The organism is Fibrella forsythiae (assembly GCF_017353175.1).
GTDB classification, from domain to species: Bacteria; Bacteroidota; Bacteroidia; order Cytophagales; family Spirosomataceae; genus Fibrella; species Fibrella forsythiae.
Genome location: NZ_JAFMYW010000002.1, coordinates 340,190 through 364,553, shown reverse-complemented (window position 1 = coordinate 364,553; position 24,364 = coordinate 340,190). Strand labels below are relative to the sequence as shown.

15 protein-coding genes are annotated in these 24,364 nt (G+C 54.9%); 1 reads left to right on the top strand and 14 read right to left on the bottom strand.

From position 1 onward, the window contains the following. Positions 1-24: 24 nt before the first annotated feature. Both J2I46_RS07520 and J2I46_RS07515 read right to left on the bottom strand, forming a co-directional pair. Positions 25-1,380 carry a HAMP domain-containing sensor histidine kinase gene (locus tag J2I46_RS07520; RefSeq protein WP_207328393.1) on the bottom strand — a complete coding sequence of 452 codons (1,356 nt, stop codon included), beginning with the start codon at positions 1,378-1,380 and terminating at the stop codon, positions 25-27. A gap of 91 nt (positions 1,381-1,471) precedes the next feature. Continuing rightward, complete coding sequence (locus J2I46_RS07515; protein ID WP_207328392.1) at positions 1,472-2,143, bottom strand: response regulator transcription factor; 672 nt, start codon at positions 2,141-2,143, stop codon at positions 1,472-1,474. Between the two features lie 264 nt (positions 2,144-2,407). Here J2I46_RS07515 and J2I46_RS07510 point away from each other — a divergent pair, with 264 nt between their 5' ends. Beyond that, complete coding sequence (locus J2I46_RS07510) at positions 2,408-3,043, top strand: dioxygenase family protein (protein ID WP_207328391.1); 636 nt, start codon at positions 2,408-2,410, stop codon at positions 3,041-3,043. A 27-nt stretch (positions 3,044-3,070) separates the two neighbouring features. On the opposite strand, the gene J2I46_RS07505 is transcribed toward J2I46_RS07510, so the two are convergent. From J2I46_RS07505 to J2I46_RS07450, 12 genes are all read right to left on the bottom strand, one after another. Then, on the bottom strand, positions 3,071-3,457 hold the full coding sequence (locus J2I46_RS07505; RefSeq protein ID WP_207328390.1) for a VOC family protein: 387 nt from the start codon (positions 3,455-3,457) through the stop codon (positions 3,071-3,073). A 116-nt stretch (positions 3,458-3,573) separates the two neighbouring features. Further along, a complete protein-coding gene (locus tag J2I46_RS07500; RefSeq protein ID WP_207328389.1) occupies positions 3,574-6,294 on the bottom strand; it encodes an ABC transporter permease in 2,721 nt (906 codons plus the stop codon). Positions 6,295-6,306: 12 nt separating this feature from the next. Beyond that, positions 6,307-6,642, bottom strand: coding sequence for a PadR family transcriptional regulator (locus J2I46_RS07495; RefSeq protein ID WP_207328388.1), 336 nt, complete (start codon positions 6,640-6,642; stop codon positions 6,307-6,309). A 332-nt stretch (positions 6,643-6,974) separates the two neighbouring features. Then, the gene (locus J2I46_RS07490) at positions 6,975-9,650 is read right to left on the bottom strand and encodes an ABC transporter permease (protein WP_207328387.1); all 2,676 of its coding nucleotides are present in this window, start codon (positions 9,648-9,650) and stop codon (positions 6,975-6,977) included. Further along, positions 9,647-9,985 (bottom strand): PadR family transcriptional regulator, encoded by a 339-nt coding sequence (locus J2I46_RS07485; protein ID WP_207328386.1) that lies wholly within the window; start codon positions 9,983-9,985, stop codon positions 9,647-9,649. Before J2I46_RS07485 ends, J2I46_RS07490 begins: the two co-directional genes overlap by 4 nt. A gap of 186 nt (positions 9,986-10,171) precedes the next feature. Beyond that, positions 10,172-12,538: an ABC transporter permease gene (locus J2I46_RS07480; protein WP_207328385.1), complete on the bottom strand. Its 2,367-nt coding sequence runs from the start codon at positions 12,536-12,538 to the stop codon at positions 10,172-10,174. Positions 12,539-12,608: 70 nt separating this feature from the next. Then, positions 12,609-15,002 (bottom strand): ABC transporter permease, encoded by a 2,394-nt coding sequence (locus tag J2I46_RS07475; protein WP_207328384.1) that lies wholly within the window; start codon positions 15,000-15,002, stop codon positions 12,609-12,611. Between the two features lie 259 nt (positions 15,003-15,261). Beyond that, complete coding sequence (locus J2I46_RS07470) at positions 15,262-17,691, bottom strand: ABC transporter permease (RefSeq protein WP_207328383.1); 2,430 nt, start codon at positions 17,689-17,691, stop codon at positions 15,262-15,264. A 276-nt stretch (positions 17,692-17,967) separates the two neighbouring features. After that, a complete protein-coding gene (locus J2I46_RS07465) occupies positions 17,968-20,595 on the bottom strand; it encodes an ABC transporter permease (protein ID WP_207328382.1) in 2,628 nt (875 codons plus the stop codon). Next, positions 20,592-20,936, bottom strand: coding sequence for a PadR family transcriptional regulator (locus J2I46_RS07460; RefSeq protein ID WP_207328381.1), 345 nt, complete (start codon positions 20,934-20,936; stop codon positions 20,592-20,594). The genes J2I46_RS07465 and J2I46_RS07460 overlap by 4 nt, the downstream gene beginning before the upstream one ends. 215 nt (positions 20,937-21,151) lie before the next feature. Continuing rightward, positions 21,152-23,803: an ABC transporter permease gene (locus J2I46_RS07455; protein WP_229379648.1), complete on the bottom strand. Its 2,652-nt coding sequence runs from the start codon at positions 23,801-23,803 to the stop codon at positions 21,152-21,154. Between the two features lie 7 nt (positions 23,804-23,810). Next, positions 23,811-24,149 (bottom strand): PadR family transcriptional regulator, encoded by a 339-nt coding sequence (locus J2I46_RS07450; protein ID WP_207328380.1) that lies wholly within the window; start codon positions 24,147-24,149, stop codon positions 23,811-23,813. Positions 24,150-24,364: the final 215 nt, after the last annotated feature.

Sequence of the window (24,364 nt, the reverse complement as noted above, 5' to 3'; positions counted from 1 at the left end):
GCCCTTGCGTTCGGTGAACGCACCCTACACCAGCGTGGGCAAACTGATGGTAACGGTAGTACCCTCTTTCTCTTTCGAAGAAATCTGGATGGCTCCCTGATGCAGTTCAATGACTTTCTGGGTTATAGCCAGACCGATGCCATAGCCGGTTACGCCTGCTACATTGCTGCCTCTAAACAGTGGATCAAGAACATGGGCGGCATCGGCGTCGGCAATGCCCCTTCCCTGGTCAATAACAGTCACCGTGATTTGGCCCTGCCGGGCGTCCAGCTGTACAGAAACGGGGTCGCTGGAGTATTTACAGGCGTTGTCGAGTACGTTCAGGAAAGCCGTTGTCAATAAGGTTGCGCTGCCTTTCACCGTCAGCGAGTCATCTTCCCCGGCCATAAACTGGAGCGGCAGGTTTCGGCCGGGGTATTTGGTCTGCACCTGGCCAATGGCCGTGAGCAGGCAATCGTCTACCTGGACGGCCGTTAACGCCACACCACCGCCATTTACGTTCGCCAGGCCAAGCAGACCATTCGTTAAAGCAATCACTTTTTTTAGCTCGTCAACGGCAATTTCCATGCTGTCGCGCCAGTCAGCGGGATTATGGTCGTAGCGCAGGGAAGTTTCCAACGTACCCAGCATATTGGTGAGCGGGGTACGTAGTTCATGCGATGCGTGCGCCACGAAGCTCCGTTGCGATACAAAAGCGTCTTCCAGCCGAAACAGCATCTGGTTGAAGGTCATACTCAGTTGCGCAATTTCATCGCGGCGGTTGCCTTCGTTCACCCGTTTGTCCAGATGCGAAGCGGTGATCTGTTCCACTTCATCCACGATTCGGGATATCGGCCGCAACACACGCCCTGAAAAATACCAGCCAGCCAGTACGATCAACGTAAACCCCAGCAGGTTGGCCAGCAGCAGGATCTGTTGCAACGTACCCAGCTTGGTTAAGCCCATGCGGTCGTAGCCCGAGGCGAAAATGTAGAACAACTGCCCACGATCCCGGTACGGGATCACGATCGACTCAATGTGGCCACTTTTGAATTCAACCACTGAGTCGGTGGGCGTCAGTGGTAGCTTCTCTTTGTAATAGTCGGGCTCTTTCAGCATTCGATTGGTGAAGACCAGTTTCCGTTCCTGATCATACACACTGATCTGCTCTTCAACGATCGTGAGCAGGTCGGTGCGCACCATGTTCTTAAAAAAATCGTCGTGCAAATGCCGCCGGGAGATCAGCACCCGACCCGTTATGCGGGCTTTCCCTTCCAGTCTGCTGTAAAATTCTTCCTGCCGATATAGCGAATAAAAGTACCAGACCAGCAACGATAGCGTGAGCTGAATGGCCGTAGCCAGCAAGGTAAAAATGATTGTCAGGCGGTTCCGAATGAGCATTTTACTGGTTAATTCGTTGACTGGCTGATTGGTTCGTTGGTTGGCTGGTTCGAATCAACCAGCTAATCAACCAACGAACCAATCAACCAGCCTACCCCTCACGAAGCGCGTAACCCGTCCCCACAATGGTGTGCAACAGTTTAGGCGAAAATCCTTTGTCAATTTTCTTTCGCAGGTAGCTGATATACACGTCTATAACGTTTGTATTCGTATCGAAATTAAGGCTCCAGACGCGCTCACTGATATCGACGCGGGTAATGGTTTTGCCTTTATTGAGCATCAGGTATTCCATCAGGGCGTATTCGCGGGTGGTCAGATCAATCCGTGTACCAGCGCGACTCACGGTCTTGGTGTCCAGGTTCAGTTCCAGATCGGCCAGGCGAAGAATCTGCTTCTGTTTAGGCCCGTTGCGGCGCGTCAGGGCGCGTACGCGCAACAGCAATTCCTGAAACTCGAACGGCTTGGCCAGGTAATCATCAGCCCCGGCATTGAACCCGTCCGACTTATCGGCCAGACTATCCAGCGCGGTCAGGATCAGAATGGGTACAGTTTCGTTCTCGGCCCTGATCAGCTTACAGAGTTCAAAACCATTGATATGCGGGAGGTTGACATCCAGTATGATAATGTCAAAGGTTTCTCTGCGGAAAATCGACAAGCCAATCCGTCCGTCATAGGCTACGTCGACTTCGTAGCCTTCGGCCATCATACCTTTACGGATAAACGACACTAACCGTTCTTCGTCTTCAACGATAAGGAGTTTCATGTAAGACCGTCTTTAGGTGTACAGGCAAGTCTACGCGAAAATTCCACGCCAGGGAACGTACCCACAGCATACTAACTTTTTCGGCCCGGCTTCGTTCAAACCCTGTCAAAAATCAAAAAGTAGAAACGCAAAGTAAAAGCTGTTTTACCAATGTGCCAGCGCCCCGAACTAAGTTTTGGGAGGCGCTAATCAAGCCGTGAGCACGATCCGCTTTGTGGGGGGTAATAACCGGCTTACATTGCTTTACATAAAAATAGCCAAGCGATGAAGCATCAAGCGCTTATGTTCCTGACCACGCTGCTGGCCCTGTCGCTGAACGGGTATGGCCAGCAACCGCCCGTGGGTGGCCCTTGCGAAGGGTGCGAAGCCATTCACGAAAGCCCCGTGCCATTCGACAAACTAGCCAGTTTCGTGAAGCTACCCGACGCAACATGGGCCGGTAAGAAGCCGCTGGGCATCAATGGTATCGTGTACAAAGCCGACGGGAAAACACCCGCGCCAAACGTTATTCTCTACGTGTATCACACCGACGAAGCGGGGCAGTATGTGGCGAAAAAAGACGCGACCGGCTGGGAACGGCGGCATGGATCCCTGCGTGGCTGGATGCGCACCAACGAGAAAGGCGAATACAAGTTCGTCACGCCTCGTCCGGCCCCTTACCCCAGCCGCACCGATCCGGCGCATATCCATATCACAGTCAAGGAACCCGGCCTGACCGAATACTACATCGACGAGTTTGTATTTGACGACGATCCACTGCTCACCGCCGACCACCGTCGAAAACTGGCCAATCGGGGCGGCAGTGGCATTCTCAAACTCAAAGACGTAGGCAATATGTACAAAGCCGAGCGTCCTATCTACCTCGGTCGTAATATCCCAAACTACCCGGCTGCGCAGTAACGCAGGTACGTTGGCTTGGTGTTGCCGTTACGGCTGGCGTTCGCCGTAGCAGTAGCAGAGTCCATCAGGGGCGACCACGAAAAAGACCTTCCAGGTGGTCTCGCCGTACTTTTGAAAGTCGTAGTTGGGGTTTCCCTGCGGCAGGCCATTGGCTTTCAGCTCAGCAAAGGCATTATCCAGGTTATCGACAGCGAAGAAACAGCCGTCCTGTGTGGGGTCACCTCCGTTTTCGGCCAGGCCGAGCTGCATACCGTCGCGGGTGATGACAGCCGATTTGTGGGGAACGTCGCTCCGCGACACGAGCCGAAACCCCATCACGGTTTCGTAAAAGGGTAATGCCGCATCGAGGTCGGCAACGGGTAGATTCATCTGGCTCTGCTGATACGGCCAGACCTGGTTGATGGTAGCGTTCATTCGTTTTCCGGGTTATCCCTAATGGTGGTTGTCCTATTTCGCTGTAATGATAAAACCGGCACAACGTAACCTTCTTACGTTGTGCCGGTTCGGCTAAACTTTCTTCAAACTACCTGTCACTCACTCCGCAAACTTCTCACGGGGTTCATCAGGGCGGCTTTCACACTCTGGAAAATGACCGTCAGGAACGCAATGGTCAGCGCCACGAAACCGGCCAGCGCAAACGACCACCACGGGAAGGTGATGTGATAGGCAAACTCATCGAGCCAGTGCCCCATCGCCAGCCAGGCAATGGGCGAAGCGATCAGGATCGACACAATCACCAGTTTTAGGAAATCTTTGGCCAGTAGGGCCACGATACTCCCCACCGACGCCCCCAGCACTTTCCGCACGCCAATCTCTTTGATGCGCTGCTCGGCCGCGTAGGTTGCCAGTCCGAACAGACCCAGGCTGGCTATGAAGATCGTTGCCAGTGCCACCCAGATCAGCAGCGTTTCGCGACGGTGGTCTTCGGCGTAGAAGCGGGCCAGTTGTTCGTCCAGAAAATGATATTCGAGCAGGTGGGTGGGGTCAACGCTGGCCAATATATCCTTCATGCGGGCCAGCGTGGCAGGTACATCTCTACCGTCGATTCGGGCGGTAAAATAGTCGATGTTATGCACCGGATTATGCTCGTAGCCCAACACCATAGGTGCAATCTTTTCGCGCAGCGACTGAAAGTGAAAGTCTTTTACAATCCCAACCACCCGGGCGTTAAAAGGGGTATTGGCGTCGTTGAGCGGGTGGAAGCTGCCCCCCATGGCCCGGGCCGGAATGGCCACCTGCTGCCCCGAAGCCTGGTTGATGCCCAGCAGTTTAGCCGCCGTTTCGTTGAGAATCACCGACGACGAATCGCGCAGGCCCGTGAAGTTCCGGCCGTTGACCAGCTGCACCTCGAAGGTTTTCGTGAAATTCTCGTCGACGCCTAACCAGTAAGCCACCTTCCCCTCGTCGGCATTGCCTTCGGTCTTGATTCGAACGGTTGGGATCGTTTTCCATTCGCCCGGCACCCGCGAGGTCGTCGACACCTGTTTGACCGTCGGAATACGGCTGAATTCCCGCTTGATGGTCTCGGCCCCCGCCCGAACCTTGCCACTGTTGATATCTACCACCAGTAGCAAGTCCTTGTTGAAGCCCAGCTGCTTGGTGTTCATGAACTGAATCTGCTGAAACAGCACAATGGTGGCAATGATCATCACCACGGAGATCGTGAACTGAAACACGACCAGCCCTTTCCGCAGCGACAGATCACTCCGGTTTTGTAGTTTGAGATTCTTCAGCAACAACAGCGGACTGAAACCCGACAGCAAAAATGCCGGGTAACTACCGGATACCAGGCCCGTGACCACCAGCGCCAGCAATCCGTAGAGCCAGATGCGGTAGTCGGTCTGAAACCCGAGTGAGAGTTCCTTGTTGGTGAATTCATTGAACGCAGGCAGCAGCAGGTTCACCAGCCCAACGGCCAGCAGAAACGAAATCGTGGTCACCACCAGCGATTCGGTCAGGAACTGATGGATGAGGTGGCTCTGAAAGGCACCACTAGCCTTACGAACGCCAATTTCTTTCGATCGGTTAGAGGCCCGCGCCGTAGCCAGATTCATGTAGTTGATGCAGGCAATAAGTAGCACGAACAGCGCCACAATGGCGAAGAGTTTGATGTAAAGTAGCACCCCCTGCCCCATCGCTTCTACGTTTCCGTTGCGGGCACCGTCCACAATGTTTTCGGAGAACAGGTGCATATCGGCTAGGGGTTGCAGCGTATACGCCACCGATGTACCTGGCTCGTGGCGCATATTGGCGTTGAGCAACTGGGTGATTTTTGCCGCCGCTACATCCGGGTTGGCTTTCTCTTTGAGCAGAAAAAACGTTTGGAACGTCTGCGAATCCCAATTGGCTATCCAGTCAGTGAACTCACTGTCGCTGCTAATGGTAGCTTCTGAAACGACCGCGTTGACGGTGAAACTCGAATTGCGGGGATGGTTTTTCAGGACGGCCGTAATCCGGAGCGGTCTGTTCAACTCAAAATCGACCGTTTTGCCAACCACCTGGGTGCTGTTGAAGAGGCGCTGCGCCAGGTCCTCCACAATGATGATGGTGTTCGGCTCAGTGAGTGCCGACCTGATTGTCCCATCAACCACCTCAAAGTCAAACACCTCCAGCAAACCGGCGTTTCCGAAGGCAATGGTTTCCTGAAACGAATTCTTGTTCGCCGGATTCGAGATATTAGCCCGTCCTGTTCTGACAATGCGGGCGGAATTCTCGATGTCGCCAATTCGTTTTTTCGCTTCTTCAGACACCTTGAAGCTCGACGCGGCAATGGTCAGGTCTTCGGTCGGTGTCTTTTTGTGCTGAATGGCCCGGTAGATTCGGTCGGTTTTGCGGTGTTGCCGATCAAACGTCAGTTCATCGAATACGTACAGCCCGATCAGCAGGAAGCACGCGATGCCAAACGAGAGCCCCGCCACGTTGAGCGTTGTGTAGAGCTTGTTCCGGCTCAGCGTCCGGAAAGAGATGGTGAGGTAATTGCGGATCATGTCGCTGAAGGTTGGATTGGGGTATTCCTGGGGTTGTCGTTTCATAAACCGGGGGCGCATATAGGCCAGCGTATCGCGCCAGTAGCGTCGGTTGGCTTTGGCCAGACCCAGCCGCTGGGTACGTTGGTAAAAGCGTTCGTGCATGTCGCCCAGCACCTCTTCGCGCAGGTGGGGCGCCACTAGCCAGCCCAGCAACCGTTCGGGCCAGCGGGGTGGTCCGGTGCCTCGGGACCAATTGGGCGTTGATGACGACTCAGCGTGCATGGTGTCGGCGGGTCAGCTCCATGTCAGAATGGTCTGCGGTACAATGCGATCCCACAGATTATTCCGCACGGCACGTACTTCGCTGAGCACCCGTCCACCCAGCGCCGTTACCGTGAACAGCCGCTTCCGGCGACCACCGCGTTCGGGCGTAGCCTCACCTAGTTCAGACCGGAGGTAGCCTTTCTGTTCAAGCCGTTGCAGCGCCGCATGAACCGCCCCAGTGCTGACGGTCTGTCCTGTTTCCTGTTCCAGTGCTTCGGCGATCACCACCGAATACGCCGTGGGAACAAGAACGGCCACGGCCAGTAAAACTACCTCTTCAAACTCGCCTAAATCACTCCGACGCATACCGTACCAGTTAGAGGGTCTATATTATCTATTTCGGTATGTCAAATGCCTTGCCAATTACTGAATAAAGTCCATACAGGCCCTGCAGCGCATTATTTACACCAAAAGATGACTTTCCAATGTCCAGAAACGGACAGTTTCAGTACGCCCCCGGACAGTCATTCGTGAAGCGGTTCTGCCAGTTCGCCGTTAGGGGAACAGTTGCTTGACGCGCTGTGTGTGGCTGACGCTGGAGGTTGCTAACTCGCGAAGCAATACACAGCGTCAAACAACCACATACAAAAAAAGCGCTGCCTTGTGAGCAACGCTTTTAGCGAATCGCCTGATCGAGCTTACTCGCTGCGCAGTGAGTTTACCGGGTTCATCAAGGCGGCTTTAATCGACCGGTAACCGACGGTTAGAATCGCAACCAGGAACGTACCCAGCATGGCAAACGCAAATACGTCAGGCCCAATACTGATCTGATCTTTGAAGGTTTGTAGCCACCGGCTCATGGCAAACCAGGCCACCGGCATGGCCACAATAAAAGCGATCAGGATCAGGCGGGTAAACTCCCCGGCAAAAATCCAGATGATCTGGCCCGTGCTGCTGCCCAATACTTTACGAATCCCAATCTCCTTTGTCTTCTGAGCCGCCATAAACGATACCAGTCCGTATAGACCCAGGCACCCGATAAAGATGGCGATGGCCGCAAATGCCTGAATCAGCGTCAGCATGAGCGTTTCGGTTTCGTAGAATTCGGCGATCTGTTCATCAAGAAACTGATAGGCGAACACCTGATCGGGGTGCGTCTGGCTCCAGATCGCGTCCAGACCCGCCAGGGTCGGCTGCGCCATCGGCAGGTCAATCTTTACGGCGTAATAATCGTAATTCTCGGCCACCGTACTGATGCACATTGGCTCGATATGCTCGTGGAACGACTTATCGTGAAAATCACGGATGACACCTACGATCGGCCCTTTGAACCGGTCGCCGTTCAGGCTGAGCATTTTGCCCAATACAGCACCGGGTGCGGTCAGGTTGAGTTTGCGTACAAAGGCTTCGTTGACCACAAACTCCCGGACCGAATCGGCAGGGTACACGTTCCGGCCAGCGACCAGTTGCAGATCGAACAACGACATAAACTGATCGTCGCCGCCCCGTACGTTGACGGCAAAGGGCTCGTCTTCGGGTCGGTTATCATACCGGGGCGAGGTGCTCCAGTTGCTCCTTGAAGCGGGGGCCGCCTGGCAGAGCGACACCTTTTTCACACCCGCCAGCGCCGAGAACCGATTGGCCACTGTATGCTGGGTCTGCGGTTTTGAATTGGTCGCCAGCGATACCATTACAACGGCTTCTTTGTTGAACCCCAGTTCAGCCTGTTGCGCGTAACGCATCTGGTTGGCAATCACGATGACCCCGATAATCAGGGTCTGCGAGATAGCGAACTGCGTCACGATCAGTGCCCGCCGTGTGTTGAAACCGCCAATCGCCTGCTGCGACAACCGACCTTTTAATGCCAGAATCGGCTGAAAACGAGACAGAATAAGCCCCGGATACGCCCCGGAAAAGAGCGTGACCAGCACCGTCAGAGCCAGCAGGAACAGGGGTAACTGCCAGTCGGAAAACAGCTTGAGTTGCAGACGAGCCCCGAACCACTCGTTTACAACCGGCAGCAAAATCGTCGCCCACAACAACGAAAGCAGCAGCGCCGTCACGGTGATCAGCCCGGTCTCGGTAATAAATTGCCAGAACAACTGCCCCCGGACGCTGCCCAATACTTTCCGAACGCCTACTTCCTTCGACCGGTTGAGCGCCTGTGCCGTGGCCAGATTAACGAAGTTGACGCAGGCGGTAATGAGCAGAAACAACCCGACGCAGGCCAGCACCCAGAGGTTTGTTTTGGTCATGGCACCGCCGTAACGGGCGTCAAAATGCATATCGGCCAGCGGCTGCAGCTTGTAGTGATGCACGTTCTTGCTGGTCGGCCGGTATTTTTTAACGTAGGCGGGCAATACCCGTTCAACCTGTTGTGGCGTAATGCCGGGACGTAGCTGCGCAAAGCATTGCATCGAACTGACAATGCCGCCCCAGGAATCATCGCTGGCAAGCCAGGCGTCATATTGGTTCAGTGTAGCGTATGAAGCAAAAATTTCGGCCCGCAGATCGGTATTGATGGGCAGGTCTTTCAGCACCCCGACAATACGAAGGTCGATCTTGTTGTTCATCCGAATCAGCTGGTTCATTGGGCTGGCATCACCGAAATACTTGCGGGCCAGTCGTTCGGTCAGGATCGCCGTGTTGGGTTCGGTCAGGGTGGTTGCCCTGGTGCCGTTGAGCAGCGGATAATTGAACATCCCGAAGAAATCCGGTTCGGCAAAGGCGACGCCCTCGGGCTCTTTATACTTGGCCATTGCCTGCCCCTGCTTCACGGTGATCAGCATATCGTCGAAGGTGGCAAGGCGGGCCACCTTGTCGGCAAACGTATAGTCGGTACGGAAGGCTTTACCCAAGGGTGCCGGTACGCCTCGTGAGTAGCTGATTGTTTCGCGGTGCTGCTCCGTCACGAAGCGATACGTCCGGTCAGACTGGGGGTGAAAGTTATCGAAGCTCAGGTGGTAGGTAATGAGCGTAAACAGCAGAATGCCGCAGGTCATACCCAGTGCCAGACCAGCCACGTTCAGCAGCGAGTACGTGCTGTTGCGGGCCAGGTTCCGGAAGGCAATTTTAAGATAGTTGCGTAGCATAGCAGGATGCAGGCTGGAAAGATGTTCGTAGTCTTGTTTAGTTTGTTTTCGACGGCGGACAAAAGGCGGCAATACCGACACCACATTGAGCACGTACCTGAGCGTGGCCCGGGTTTTACCCGACCGATTGTACCAGTGGGCGTAGAGTTCGTCGAGATCACCCTCCACTTCTTCGAGTGTGTCCTTGGGGTGCAGCCGGGTCAGCAACCAACGTACCCAGCGGGGGGGTACTGCCTGTGGCTGAGCGCGCGGGTCATAGGCGTTGTGGTCTGGCTTGTTCATAAGCTGCTGAGTTGAAGCGATTGAGGCGGAACCAGTTGCCATAGCTCCTGCCGAAGCTGTTGAATTTCCTGCAAGGCACGGCTTCCCAGCGCCGTTACCCGAAATAGCCGTTTGCGTCGTCCCCCCCGTTCGGCCGTGGCCCCACCGAGTTCAGAAACCACGAAGCCCTTCTCTTCCAACCGGATAAGCGTGTTGTGCACGGTGCCGAAAGTGACCACCCGGCCCGTATGCTCTTCCAGCGCCTGACTGACTGTAACGCCGTAGCCTTCTCCGTCGAGAATAGCCACCATCAGCAGCACCACTTCTTCAAATTCGCCCAGGTACGTTCTGCGCATTGTCTTGATCTGATTAGTCTCTATTTTATCGTACAAATCAGCGGCCAAAAGCGCCAAACGGCCTAAACAGGCTAATTTGACGCTTTTAATGGTTAAATTCTTTCGAAGGCTGTCCGTTATTGGACATGGATTGTCCTGAATAGGTCGGGCAGATGGCTTTGCTATACTGGGTAATTGAGCACTCGGTTACTCACTCCGCAAACTTTTCACCGGATTCATCAGGGCGGCTTTGATGCTCTGGAAGCTGATCGTGAGCAGCGCAATAGCCAGCGACAACGTACCGGCAAGGGCAAACATCCACCAGCGGATCTCGATCCGATAGGCGAAATCCTGGAGCCACTGGTTCATGGCCCACCAGGCAACCGGCACGGCAATGACAATGGCCACAATGACCAGTTGGATGAAGTCTTTGGCCAACAGCTGTATGACGCTCGCTACACTCGCTCCCAGCACTTTCCGTACGCCAATCTCCCGGGTACGTACCTGCGCCGTGAAGGCTGCCAGCCCAAACAGGCCGAGGCATGAGATCAGGATGGCAATCGACGCGAAAATGGTGAACAGCATCCCGGTGCGTTGCTCTGTTTTATACAGGTTGTTGAATACCTCGTCCAGAAACGAATACTCGAACGTGTAGTCGCCGTTGTGCTGCTTCCAGGCGCGTTCAACTGTGGCGATGGCCTGAGCGGCGTCTTTGCCGGTGGTTTTAACGTACATCGACCCAGCCTGCTTCGGGTCGTAATAGAAAATAGCAGGTTCTATCTTCTGCCGCATCGACGCAAAATGAAAGTCCTTCACCACGCCAATGATGGTGCCGTCGTGTTTCCACAACCGGAATCGTTTGCCGATCGGGTTTTTGATGCGGGCGGCTTTTACGGCGGTTTCGTTCAGGATAAAATGCAGCGAATCGGCTACGGCACCGGTAAAATTGGCGCCTTGCGTCAGCTTCATGTTGAAGAACGGAATGAAATCCTTATCGATCGACATAGGTCGCATCATCATGGTCTCGCCCGCTTGTTTGCCATCCCAGGCATTATCGCCCGTCTGCATACCATTATCGACAATGTTGGCGTTCGACCGCGTAACGCCCGCCACGCCCGGCTGACTTAGCAGATCGGCTTTTAAGGCATCGTACTGCTTCGTCATATCGCGCATAGAGAAAGCAAACACGTGCGTTTTGTCGTAGCCCAGTTCCTTCGAGCGAATGTATTGTAGCTGGTTGCTGATGATGAACGTACCGGCGATCAGCATCACCGACACCGCAAACTGAACCACCACCAGTGCTTTCCGGAACGACGCCTCGCTCAGCCGGTTCGATACCTTTCCTTTCAGCGCTTTTAACGGCTCGAACGACGACAGCAACACGGCCGGGTAAATGCTCGACGCCACCAGTGTGCCGGCAATCGTCAGGCCAATCACAAGCCAGATCTGATAACTGGCCATATCCAGCACCAACGCCTTGCCCGCCAACTGGTTATACAGCGGCAACAGGCCCGCCATCAGCCCCAGAGACAATACCGTAGCCAGCGCGAACAGCAGAGCGGTTTCAACCAGAAACTGCGTGAACAACTGCGACCTGGCAGCCCCCACGATCTTGCGCATGCTCACCTCTTTCGACCGGAGCAACGAACGAGCCGTTGACAGGTTCACGTAGTTGATGCAGGCGATGACCAGAATCAGCAGGGCGACAATGGCGAACATCCGAATGGTTTCGATGCCGCCTTCGGTCCCATCGGCCCGGTACAGGTGCATGCTGTCCAGCGGCTGTAACAGGTAGGTCAGGTCGGTATCGTCGGGTTTGTTGCGAAGGTGAATCGTCCGCAGCTTATCGGCCACACTGGCAATCGACGCGCCCGGTGGTATCAGCAGGTACGTGTCGTACATGAACTGCGAGAAATCGGAATCCGCAGTTTTACCGCCCGGCTTACTGGCATATAGATCGGTAAAAAGCAGCGATACGGGCAGGAACAGATCACCGGTGATCGATGAGTTTTTGGGCAAATCCCGGATGACGCCGCTCACCGTGAAGGCAAGTTTACCGTTGGTGGTCAACACCTTACCAATCGGGCTCGTGTTACCGAAATACCGTTTAGCGGTGGTCTCCGTGAGCACAACCGAATTGTTATCGGGGAAGGGCTTCGCCGGGTTTCCCTGAATCAAACTGAAATCAAAGACCGAGAAGAAAGTAGGGTCGGTGAAGAACGAATGGTCTTCGGTAAACACCTTGTCCTGGTATTTAAATAACGTGTAGGCGTAATTATGCACCAGCCGAACGGCGTCTTTCACCTCGGGCACTTCGCGTTTGGCAAAGCCGGCGATCGGAGCCACCGTTGTAGTCCAGATCTGTCGGCTGCTGCCGGTACCTGCCCAGTTTTCGAGCCGGTAAATAGACGATGCCTGTTTATGAAAACGGTCGAAACTGAGTTCATCCTGTACCCATAGCAGAATCAACATCCCAACCGACAGGCCAACAGTCAGGCCGGTAATGTTGATCAGCGAATAGAATGTATTCTTGAACAGGTTCCGCCAGGCGGTTCTGATGTAATTGCGTAGCATAGTTGAGCAAAAAAACGGCTCCGGCTGGCTTGAGCCTTTCCGGACGTGAGTGGTTGATACGGGTTACGGTTTATTCAGACCGGAGTGATTGTATGGGGTTCATCAGGGCGGCTCTGATGCTCTGGAAACTGACGGTTATCAACGTAACCAGCAGCGCACCCGCGCCCGCCGCCGCAAACACCCACCACGCCAGGTCGGTATGGTATTCGTAATGTTGCAGCCAGTGGTGCAGCACGTACCCCGCCAGCGGTGCGGCAATGACAAAGGCAATGATGACCAGCACCACAAAATCGGTCGAGAGCAGACTCCACAGGTTCAGCACCGACGCGCCCAGCACTTTCCGCACGCCGATCTCTTTGGTTCTCTGTTCGGCCATGAACGAAGCCAACCCGAACAAGCCCAGGCACGAGATCAGAATGGCCAGACCGGCAAACAGCGTGGCTAGCTTTCCAATACGCTCTTCGCTCCGGAACTTCTGCTCGTATTCGTCATCCACAAATGTGTAGTTGAACGGCGCATCGGGCAGGTGCGTTTTCAAAACTTCGCCAATAGTTGTCAGTGATGCCTGCGCCGGACGCTGTGGGTTCAACCGCATGGTCAGGAACTTGCCGGGTTGAGGGCCGATGAAAAAGACCGACGGCTTTACCGGATCATAGGGTGAATCCATCACCATGTCCTTGATCACCCCGATAACGTGAAACCGAATGTCGAAACCGTTTCCTTTCCAGCTCACCGTTTGCCCGATCACGTTGCGAAGACCCATAAACGCCACCGCCGATTCGTTCAACACGAGGCCCAGCGAATCGGAGGCGAGTTGCCGGGCAAAATCGCGGCCCTGACTGAATTGCCAGCCTACCGTTTTGCCAAACTCAGCCGATATGCCGACGGTCGCGAAATTGACCTGAAGCGATGGATCTTTACCCGCCCAGTCGAAACCGCCGTTCGTTGACCGTACTTCGGTGAGCGGGCTGGCCGATTCGCCTAGGTCGAGGATTGCGCCCGATTTGATCAACTCATCCCGAACGGTTTCGCGGTGTTTGGCGAAATCAGGTACGTTGAGCAGCAGCGAAATCAGGCCGTTACGAGTATAGCCAACCGGACGGTTTTTGGCGTGTTGTATCTGCTGATACACTACCATTGTGCCGATAAGCAGGATGATCGACACCGTAAATTGCAGTACCACCAGCACCCGGCGGGGTGTAGCCACGCTATTGCCCAACCGGAACGGCCCTTTCAGCACGGCAACCGGCCGAAACGACGACAGGTACAAGGCCGGGTAACTGCCTGCCAGCAAGCCGGTCAACAAGGTGAAAGCCAGCCCCGACAGCCAGAAAACAGGAGTGTGCCAGGGAACACGAATGTATTTGTCGGCTACCTGATTGAAGTACGGCATTGCCAGCGCAACCAGCACAAGGGCTACCCCATATGCGATGACAACCACCAGCAACGACTCGCCAAAAAACTGGGCCACCAGCTCACTACGCCGCGAACCGATCGCTTTCCGAATACCGACCTCTTTCGCGCGGTTGATGGAACGGGCCGTGCTCAGGTTCATGAAGTTGATACAGGCCAGCAGCAGCACAAACAGGCCAATGCAGCCAAAAAGCCAGACAAACTGAATACGTCCGCCTTCGTTTATGCCGTTTTTCCACTCCGAATGCAGGTGCCAGCGCGACATGGGAAACAGCGTTACTTCAGGTTTCTGCGCCGCATCACCCTGACTTTTCCCGACCAGTAACGTCCTGATCTTGGCCGAAGCCTCCTCGGCAGTAACCGAGGAATTTAACTCAACGAAAATCTCGAACGAGGTATTGGTCCATTCGTCTTTTGCTTCCTTCACCCAGTCTGTTGAGGCCGCGTATAGGTCCCAGGGGGCAATGAACTGAACATCAGCCAGGGTGTTTCCGGCGGGGATATCCTCATAAACGCCCGTCACCTCCACCGTCATGGTGTTGTCGATCGCCAGCGTTTTATGCATCGGGTTTTGCGTGCCGAACAAAGCCGTCGCCACCGACTTCGACAGCAGGATAGACCCCGGCTCGTTTAACCCGTTCCGGCTCCCTTTCAGCATCGTCAGCGACAGCATATCGGGCGCTTCGGGCGTCATGAATTTTCCGCTCTTCGAGAACGCCTGATTGTCAACCGTCAGCGTATGCAGGCTGGTCCACCACGCCAGGACGACGTGTTTGAAATTAGCTCCGTAGGTGGTGCGCAGGCTGGCAGCCGCCGGAATGGGCAAGCCTGTTTTTGTCCCGACCTCCCCGTTGATGGTTCGGTGCCGCATAACCTGCGCAATACGATCGTAGCGCTGATGATACGTATTGACCGATAATTCATCGTAGATCCAAAGGCCAATCAACATCGCCACAGCCATACCAACGGCCAGCCCACCAATGTTGATAGATGAATAAACCACATTGTTGACAAGGTTGCGCCAGGCTATTTTGACATAATTACGCAGCATAACGAGTTGGAGTAAGATGGTCTGTCAAGTAAGCATAGGTAGTCAAACGCCTTGCCAGATTCCCCAAAGCTTGCCCTGAGCGCTGAAAAGCCATTTTTCAGGCTATCAAGTACCCGCATCTGTCCATTACCGGACATCGCCCGTACGCTGACGGACTAAGCACCGTCTGACTGGCGGCACTTCGGAACGTACCTGAACCAGTTAGCCCTGATAAACCGGGCAACTCATCCTTTGGGAGTCAACAACACAATATCAGGCCTTATTCGCTCCGTAAACTCTTCACGGGGTTCATCAGGGCGGCTTTAATGCTCTGGAAACTGACCGTCAGCAGGGCAATGGCCACGGCCAACGTACCTGCCAGCCCAAACACCCACCACTCCATCTCGATTCGATAGGCAAAATCCTGGAGCCACTGGTGCATGGCCCACCAGGCCACTGGCGAAGCAATCAGGATGGCAATAACCACCAGTTTCAGGAAGTCTTTCGAGAGCAACGCAATCAGGCTGGGTACGCTGGCACCCAGCACTTTGCGCACGCCAATCTCTTTAGTCCGCTGTTCGGCGGTAAAGGCGGCCAGGCCAAACAGACCCAGACAGGCGATGAGGATGGCCAGCGCCGCAAATGTCAGCGCAAGGGTGCCAATCCGTTGTTCGGCGCGGTACATCTTGTCGAAGCCGTCGTCCATAAACTCATAACTAAACGGCTGTTCCGGTACCAGTGCCTTCCACTTCGCCTCGATCTGCCGAACCAGCGTTGGTAGGTTGGCACTGTTCAGGCGGAAGGCCGCCCCGCCCGAATTTGGATTGAGTACCATGCTCAGTCCGCCGATGTTTTGCCGGAGCGATTCGTAATGGAAGTTCTTGATGATGCCGATAACCGTATATGATTTAAACGTCTTGAGGTCATTACTGGCGAAGGTCGCTATCCGTTTGCCCAGCACAGAGTTGCCACCAAACAGCTTGGCCGCCGTTTCATTCAGGATAATGGCCGATGAATCGGAGCCGAACGAACGGGAGAAGTCGCGCCCCTGCACGAGCTGCATACCAAACGTTTTGATGTAGTCATGATCGACGCCCCAACTCTGCATATTAACAGCCTTTGTCTGTTCAATCTGCCCTTCCGGGAAAAACGACGTATTACTCCGGTTGCTGGGCGTAGGCAAATAGCCCGACACCGATCCCGAAACAACGCCCGGTAGCTGCAATACCTCCTGTTTAAAGGTTTCGGCACGTTTACCCAGCACGTTCACGCCATTGACGCTCAACACGTGATCGCGCTGGAAGCCCAGGTTCTTGGTCTGGATGTATGTGATCTGTCGGTAAACGATCAGCGTGCCGATGATGAGCACTACCGACATCATGAACTGAAAGACCACCAGCCCGCTACGGAGACTAACGCCCCGCCGGTTGGTGTTGGCCGTGGTGTTCCCCTTCAGCACCGCAATAGGCTGGAACGACGACAGGAACAGGGCCGGATAACTACCAGCCAGCAACCCCACGAACACGGGCAGCAGAATTAGCACCAACAACCAATATGGCGAAAGCAATGCCTGAAGGCTAAGCGTTTTCGCCGCTACATTGTTGAACAGCGGCATCAGCAGGGCCACGGTGCCCAGCCCCAGCAGCATGGCCAGCCCGGTCATCAGTATCGATTCGGTCATGAACTGGCTCATCAGCTGACCCCGCTCCGACCCCAGCACTTTCCGAACCCCCACTTCTTTGGCCCGCCCCGCCGACCGGGCCGTAGCCAGGTTCATGAAGTTAATAACCGCGATGAGCAGGATCAGCAGCGCTACCGCCGAGAAGATGTACACGTACTGAATGTTACCGTTGGGGGCCAGTTCCACTTGCAGGTTCGACCGCAGGTGAATGTCTGTCAACGGCGTCATCCAGATACGATACTGGTTCCCTGCCTGCTTGAACTGGGTATAACTCGAACCGACGGCTATCTGAAACTGGGGGCCAGCGTATTTTTCAATCACCACGTCCAGGTTTTTGGCAAAAGCTTCCGGGTTGGTGCCGGGTTTCAGCACGACATAGGTATGGTGGTTATTGCTCAGCCACTGCCCCCACGTGTAGTCGTCGGATACCATCGCCAGGAAGAAATCGGCGTGGAAGTGCGTGTTGGTGGGCATGTCGCGCATGAGGCCCGTTACTTTATAGCCCTGCTTATCGAACAGCAGCGTTTGCCCCATCGGGTTCTGATCGCCAAAATGCCGCCGGGCTGCCGATTCACTGATGACCACCGTGTGAGGCTGCGTCAGCGCCTGTTTGGGGCTACCGCTGACGAGTGGCAGCGTGAAGACGTCGAACAGCGTAGAGTCGGCAAAGGTGATGTTGTCTTCGCGCAGCGTGTTGGTGGTACCCGCCCGCTTGACCGGGTACGTACCCCGCTGATGAAGCCGTACGTACTGTTCCACCTGCGGATAGTCCTGCCTGAGGGTGGGCCCGATCGGGTCGGGCGTTACGGCCATATTCATGGTATTACCCCCAAACCGGAGATCGGCGTTCAGGCGGTAGATCCGATCGGCTTTGGCGTGGTAGCGATCGAAGCTCCATTCATCCACTACATACAGCATGATCAGCAGGCAACAGGCCAGCCCCAGGGCCAGCCCAAACAGGTTGATAACAGAATAGCCTCCCTGTTTACGGAGGCTACGAACAGCCGTCTTCAGATAATTTGTGAGCATCGTTATACCGGGTTTAGGGCTAACCTAGAAATGTGTAGACTGGTCACCTGAACAACTTTACGCCGAACGAGTCTACCCTTCCTGGCAGTCAAATGTCTTGCCAGACTCCCAAAAGTGCTTTCTACGCACCCCAAAAGCCGTTTTCAGCCAAATCCACCCATCTCCCTTTGTCCAGTAACGGACACGAGCCGTACGCTGACGGACTAAAAAGTCAGACGGTGCTTTGGAACGTACCTGAACTGCTTTCCCTGTTAATTCAGGCAACTCAACCGAGCCCTATTCGCTCCGTAAACTTTTTACCGGATTCATCAGCGCGGCTCTGATACTTTGGAAGCTGACCGTCAACAGCGTAACCAGCAACGCCCCCACGCCCGAGGCGGCAAAAATCCACCACGATATGGTAGTGCGGTACTCATATTTCAGCAGCCAGTTGTGCAGAAAATACCAGGCTGTTGGGGCAGCAACCGTGAAGGCAATGACAACCAGCAGCACAAAATCTCTGGATAGTAAACTCCACAGGTTCAGCACCGACGCGCCCAACACTTTACGCACACCGATTTCCTTGGTGCGTTGCTCGGCCATGAACGAGGCCAGCCCGAACAGGCCCAGGCAAGAGATAAAAATAGCCAGGCCAGCAAATAGGAATGCCAGGTTGCCGATGCGTTCTTCATCGCCAAACTTCTGTGCATACGCCTGATCCACAAACTGATAATCAAACGGGATACCGGCTGCATATTTCTTAAGAACGCCCTCGATCGTGCTCAATGCGCCAGGTACGTTCCGATTCGGGTTTATCCGTAGGGTCACCACATTGCCCGAGCCGTTGTTGATCATGTAAACCGTTCGCCGGACAGGTTCATACGGCGACTCCATGACCATGTCTTTGATGACGCCAATGATTTTCCACGACTTCCCTTCCCACTTCACGAACGTACCTACCGGGTTTTTAAGGCCCATGAACCTGACCGCCGCCTCATTCAGCACCATAGCCGACGAGTCGGTTGCATAGGCCCGCGAAAAATCCCGCCCAGCATTGAACTGCCAGCCCACCGTTTTGCCAAACTCGTGCGAGACAAAAATGGTCCCAAATCCCACCTGTTCATCTGTCGACTCGCCCCTCCAGCTAAACCCATTCTGGGTGGACCATAGCCCCGTAGCCGGACTACCCGATTCGGCCATTTCAGCCACGGCTCCTGCCTGTATCAACTCAGTCCGTATAGTCGCGAAATGGGCGTGTACGTCTTCCTGCGTCATGCCGAGCATGATGAGTCCTGCCCGGCTATACCCAACCGGGCGATCTTTTGCGAATTGAATCTGCCGGAAAACGATGATCGTCCCAATGATCAGGGTGACGGAAACCGTGAACTGAATGATGACTAACACCTGGCGGGGAACAGCCGCAAAACGACCCGCCCGAAAGGTGCCTTTCAAGACTTTGACAGCCTGAAACGAAGACAGGTAAAAGGCCGGATAGCTGCCTGCGATCAGCCCGGTAAGCAGGACGAATCCAAGGCTCAACAGCCAGAACGCAGGCGATGACCAGAGAATGGTCAGTTGTTTATCGGCTATTTCATTGAAGGCTGGCAGCAGGAGTTGCACGCTCAACAAGGCCAGCACAAACGTAAGGGTGACCACCAGTAGCGATTCACTAAAAAACTGACTGATCAGCTGGGTTCGTACTGACCCTACGGCTTTGCGAATCCCCACTTCTTTGGCGCGTTTTTCGGAACGGGCCGTGCTGAGATTCATGAAGTTGATGCAGGCCAGCAGCAACACAAAAGCGCCGATCAGGCCAAAAAGCCATACATACTGAATCCGGCCGCCGGTATTGACGCCGTTCTTCCACTCCGAATAGAGATGCCACCGGCTCATCGGCTGGAGAAACACGTCCGGTTTTTGCTGCGCCAGCTTCGCATCAACATGAGCGCGTTTCACCCCCTTTATCTGTGCCGACACAGCTGCCATATCCACGTTGTCGGCGAGCTGAACGTAGGTCTGAAACGAGTTGTTGTCCCATAATTGTTTCGACTTGATCAGCCAGTCTTTGCTGTTTACGTATAAATCCCAGGGGGCAATAAACTGTAAGTCTCTAAAGCTGGAATTGGCTGGCAAATCCTGATAAACGCCAGTCACCCGTACATCCAGTTTGTTGTCGAGTTGCATAAGCTGGCCAATGGGGTCCGCCTCACCGAAATAGGCCTTAGCCACCGATTCGGCCAGTAAAATCGACGCGGGCTCCCGCAAGCCGTCCCGTGTGCCTTTGCGCATCTTAAGAGAAAGCATATCGGGCACACCGGGCTGCATGTAATTACCAGTCTCGGTGAATTTCTTATCGCCAGCCGCCAGAATATGTCCACCTGTCCAGGAAGCCAGCACGATGTGTTTAAACGACTCGCCGTACTCGGTTCGCAATGTTGCCTCCAGCGGCATGGGCGTAGCGTTGTTGGTCGCGATCTGGCCGGCTTCGAGTTGCTGTTGCATGACCAGCGCAATGCGGTCGTAGTGCTGATGGTACGTATTGAACGACAGTTCGTCGTACATCCACAGGCCAATGAGCATCGCCACGGCCATACCCACGGCCAGTCCACCAATGTTGATGGCCGAATAGCCCTTGTTCTTGACCAGATGGCGAAGGGCGATTTTGAGATAGGTGCGTAGCATGTCCGTTGGGTTTGGGGTTGAGTACTTGGGGTTGAGGCGGCGGATGAAGCGGGGTTTAACGAAGCCCAGCACATCCCACCAGTAGCGCCAGCGGGCCCACCGCTCGCCGATGCGCGCCACCTGCCAGGCAAACTCTTCGTGCAGATCACCCAGCACCTCTTCGCGTAGATGTGGCGCTACAAACCAGCTCAGCAGCCGGTCGGCGACGCGGGGCGGAGTTGGTAATGCGTCGGGCCTTTTCATACACTCAGAGTGGGTATAAGTGGTGCCAGTAGCCGGTCCCACAGGGTTGTGCGTACGGTCTGAATCTCCTGCAACGTGCGCTGTCCATAGGCCGTGACAGTGAACAACCGTTTGCGCCGGCCACCCCGTTCGGCGGTAGGGTCGCCCATGTGTGAGGAGACCATGCCTTTCTCTTCCAGCCGTTGCAGGGCGGTATGAATCTGATTCAGACGCACGGCCCGGCCCGTCTGTTCGTTGATCTCGTGGGTGATGGCCACGCCATACGCCTGATCCTGTAGTGCCAACACGGCCGCCGTCAGGAGGACCACCTCTTCAAACTCACCCAGATACGTCCGTTTCATGCAGTATTGATTAGCTCTACTTTTGCTGATCAAATGCAATGCCATATCCACAAAACCCCATTTCTAACTGCTGAGCGGCCTTTTTATCCAAAAAGCGTACACCGCCATTGTCCGTTTGTGGACAGTCGATGTACGCTTTCAGCTAAACACTCCCCCTCCCGTCAGGGACACAACACTGGTAGAAAAAAGGTTGCCCAATTATACCTTCGATACGCTTATTCCGACCGCAATGATTTTACCGGATTAACCAGAGCGGCTTTGATGCTTTGGAAGCTGACCGTCAGTAGCGCAATGCCGATAGCTAGCAGGCCTATCAGCACGAACAGCCACCACTCGATGTCGATGCGGTACGCGAAGCCCTGCAGCCAGTTGCTCATCGCCCACCAGGCAATCGGACTGGCGATCAGAATGGCGATGCTGACCGGCTTCAGAAAATCGTTGGACAACAACGTGACAATACTGCCCACGGATGCACCGAGCACTTTGCGCACGCCGATCTCTTTGGTCCGTTGCTGAGCCGAAAACGTAGCCAGCCCAAACAGCCCCAGACAGGCAATGAAAATGGCCAGCCCCGCGAAAACGCTCATGATGGTTTGCTGACGCAGATCCGTCTTGTACAACTGGTCGAACTGCTGGTCTAAAAAGTGGTATTCAAACGGGTAGGCCGGTCGCGTTTTGGCATATAGCTGCTGAATCATAGCTACGGTAGCCGTCAGGTTACCACCGGGCCGAAGCCTGATCAGCGCCGCCCGACGGTCGGAGTTCGGTGCAATCACCAAGGGTTCGATCGCTTCCTTCAGCGACAGAAAATTGAAATCCTCTATCACGCCAATGATGATGCGGTTCGTGCTGTCGCGCAGGGTGCTTTTAAGCCACTTGCCAACGGCCTGGTCGGGCGTCCAGCCGAGCCGGGATGCCGCCGTTCGGTTGATCAGGGCAGCGCGAGCGGTATCGGTGGGGTACTGCGGTGAGAAATCGCGCCCCGCAATGAGTTTCAGCCCCAATGTTTTCACGAAATCGAAATCGGCAAACTCCGTTCGGGCTTTCCAGCGGGTGGGGTGCGCCTCTACGTCGAACATAAGTCCATCGAAAAAGCCACCCGGCTCGCCCGACATCATCGAAACGGCCTCTACCCTATTCTGCGACAGCAGTTCATCTTTATGGCCCAGGAAGAAATTATAGATGTCGTCGTTGTCGATGGGGATCACCAGGGTTTGCTCCTTATTGTAGCCCAGCTGCTTGTTTTTGAGGTAACGCATCTGCTGGGTACCAATGGCCGTTCCGAGCATGAGCAGGATTGAAATGCTGAACTGCACCACCACCAATATCTGCCGCAGCGACGTACCCCCTCTGCCCATCCGTAATTTCCCTTTCAGCGACTGAATGGGTGAAAAGGCCGCCAGCACAAAGGCCGGGTAGCTGCCCGACAGAAAACCCACCACCACAATGATTGCGAGGAGAAACAGCAGGATCGGCAACGCATAAACGGACAGGTTCAGGGGGTAACCCAGCAGCTGTTTGTAGAAGGGCAACACCAGCACGAGCATCCCAATCGATAGCACGCACGCGAACGTCGCCAGCAACAGTGATTCGCCGATAAACTGCCACACCAGATGCCCTTTTATGGCGCCCAACACCTTACGAACGCCAATCTCTTTTGAGCGCTCGACCGCCCGAACGGTGGAGAGGTTCATGAAGTTGATGCAGGCCACCAGCAGAATAAGGATCGCAATCGACAGGAAGATATAGACCACTTTTTTGTCGCCGTGCTTTACACTGTCGAAGGCAGCCTGTTCGAAGTAAATAGCGGGCAGGGGCGTGAGCGACAGGTTGAAGTGGAAGCCCGCCTGTTTCAGAATCTGGCCCATGTATTTATCCACGAAGCGCGGAAAATTACGCTCAACCTGCGCCTCGCTGACTGTTGGTGCCAGCTGCACATAGGTATACAGGCCGTTGTTGATCCAGACGTTCATCCAGCTCCGGTCTTTGTAGTTTTCCAGCGGCACTACCAGATCAAAATCCAGGTGGGAGTTGGCGGGTACGTCCTGCGCAATGCCGGTAACTTTCACGGCCAGGCTTTTGTCGATTTTAACGATTTTGCCCAGGGCGTTGTCGATGGTGCCAAAGTACTTTTTAGCCGTCGATTCGGTCAGCACCACACTGGCCGGGTCGGTCAGTACGGTAGCCGGGTCGCCTTTGAGCAGAGGGAACGTGAAGAAGGTAAAGAAGTTAGGGTCAGCATCGATGATTTTCCGCTCGTGAAACGACTGATCTTCGGACGTCACCAGCGCATCGGTTGGGTTTACGCGCACCGCCTGCGCGATCTGGCCCTTGAAGTCGTTCAGCAGGGCGGGCGCATACGGTCCCGACAGATAGGCGACCGCCGTCTCTTTGCCTTCGTTTTCAATGCCCCGCATCACGCGGTAGATGTTCTTTCCGTTTTTGTGGAAATTATCGACGCTGAACTCATTCATGATGAACAGGAAGATCAGCAGGCAAACGGTAATGCCCGTAGACAGTCCCAGCAGGTTGATACCCGAAAAAACCTTATTCCGGGTCAGGTTGCGGAAGGCAATTTTGATGTAGTTGCGTAACATAGCAGGACTTAGAGACAGCGGAGATTGATAGTAGTCAGCATAGCGGCTGGACCTGTGGGTTAATTGGGCCAGTGGTCGCAGCAGTTTCAGGGCACTCAGGCTATAGCGCCAGTTGGCCCGGCGGCGGCCCTGGCGGTCCGACGTTTCGGTACGTACCCAGTGGTCGTAGAGTTCGAGCAGGTCGCCCTGTACTTCCTCGGCGGTATCGGGGTGTGCCCACCAACGCAGCAGCGTCTGCGCCCAGCGCGGCGGATTAGGGTGCTTGTTCATGCGCATGTCAGATTCCCATGAGTTGCAGTGTTTGCGGAGGCAGGGCATCCCACAATTGGGTACGTACCTGCTTCACTTCGGCCAGTGCTTTTCGGCCCGCCGCCGTAACGGCGAAAAAGCGCTTCCGCCGACCACCCCGCTCGGCCGTGGCACCACCCATCGTCGACGACAGAAATCCTTTCTCTTCCAGCCGTTGCAGTGTGGTATGCACGGTACTGAACCCCACCGACCGGCCCGTTTGCTGCTCGATCTCCTGCGTGATGGTAACGCCATATGCACCCTCGTCGAGGATAGCCACGGTCAGCAAGACCACTTCCTCAAATTCTCCCAGAAAGGCTCGTTTCATACCTGATCCATTTTATCCGACAATGTCGATCAAATGCGGTGCCAGCTATAAAAAAAAGCCCTCAGGTACGTCCTGAAGGCTTTTCCCACAACATATAGGCGAGTCTGGCTGTCCGATTATGGACAACCGCTGTCCGCTCCGAGCCATCATCGAGAGGCTTACATAATTAATTGCTTTGCGCTAGCTCGCGAAGCCAACCAGCCAGCGAAAGACCT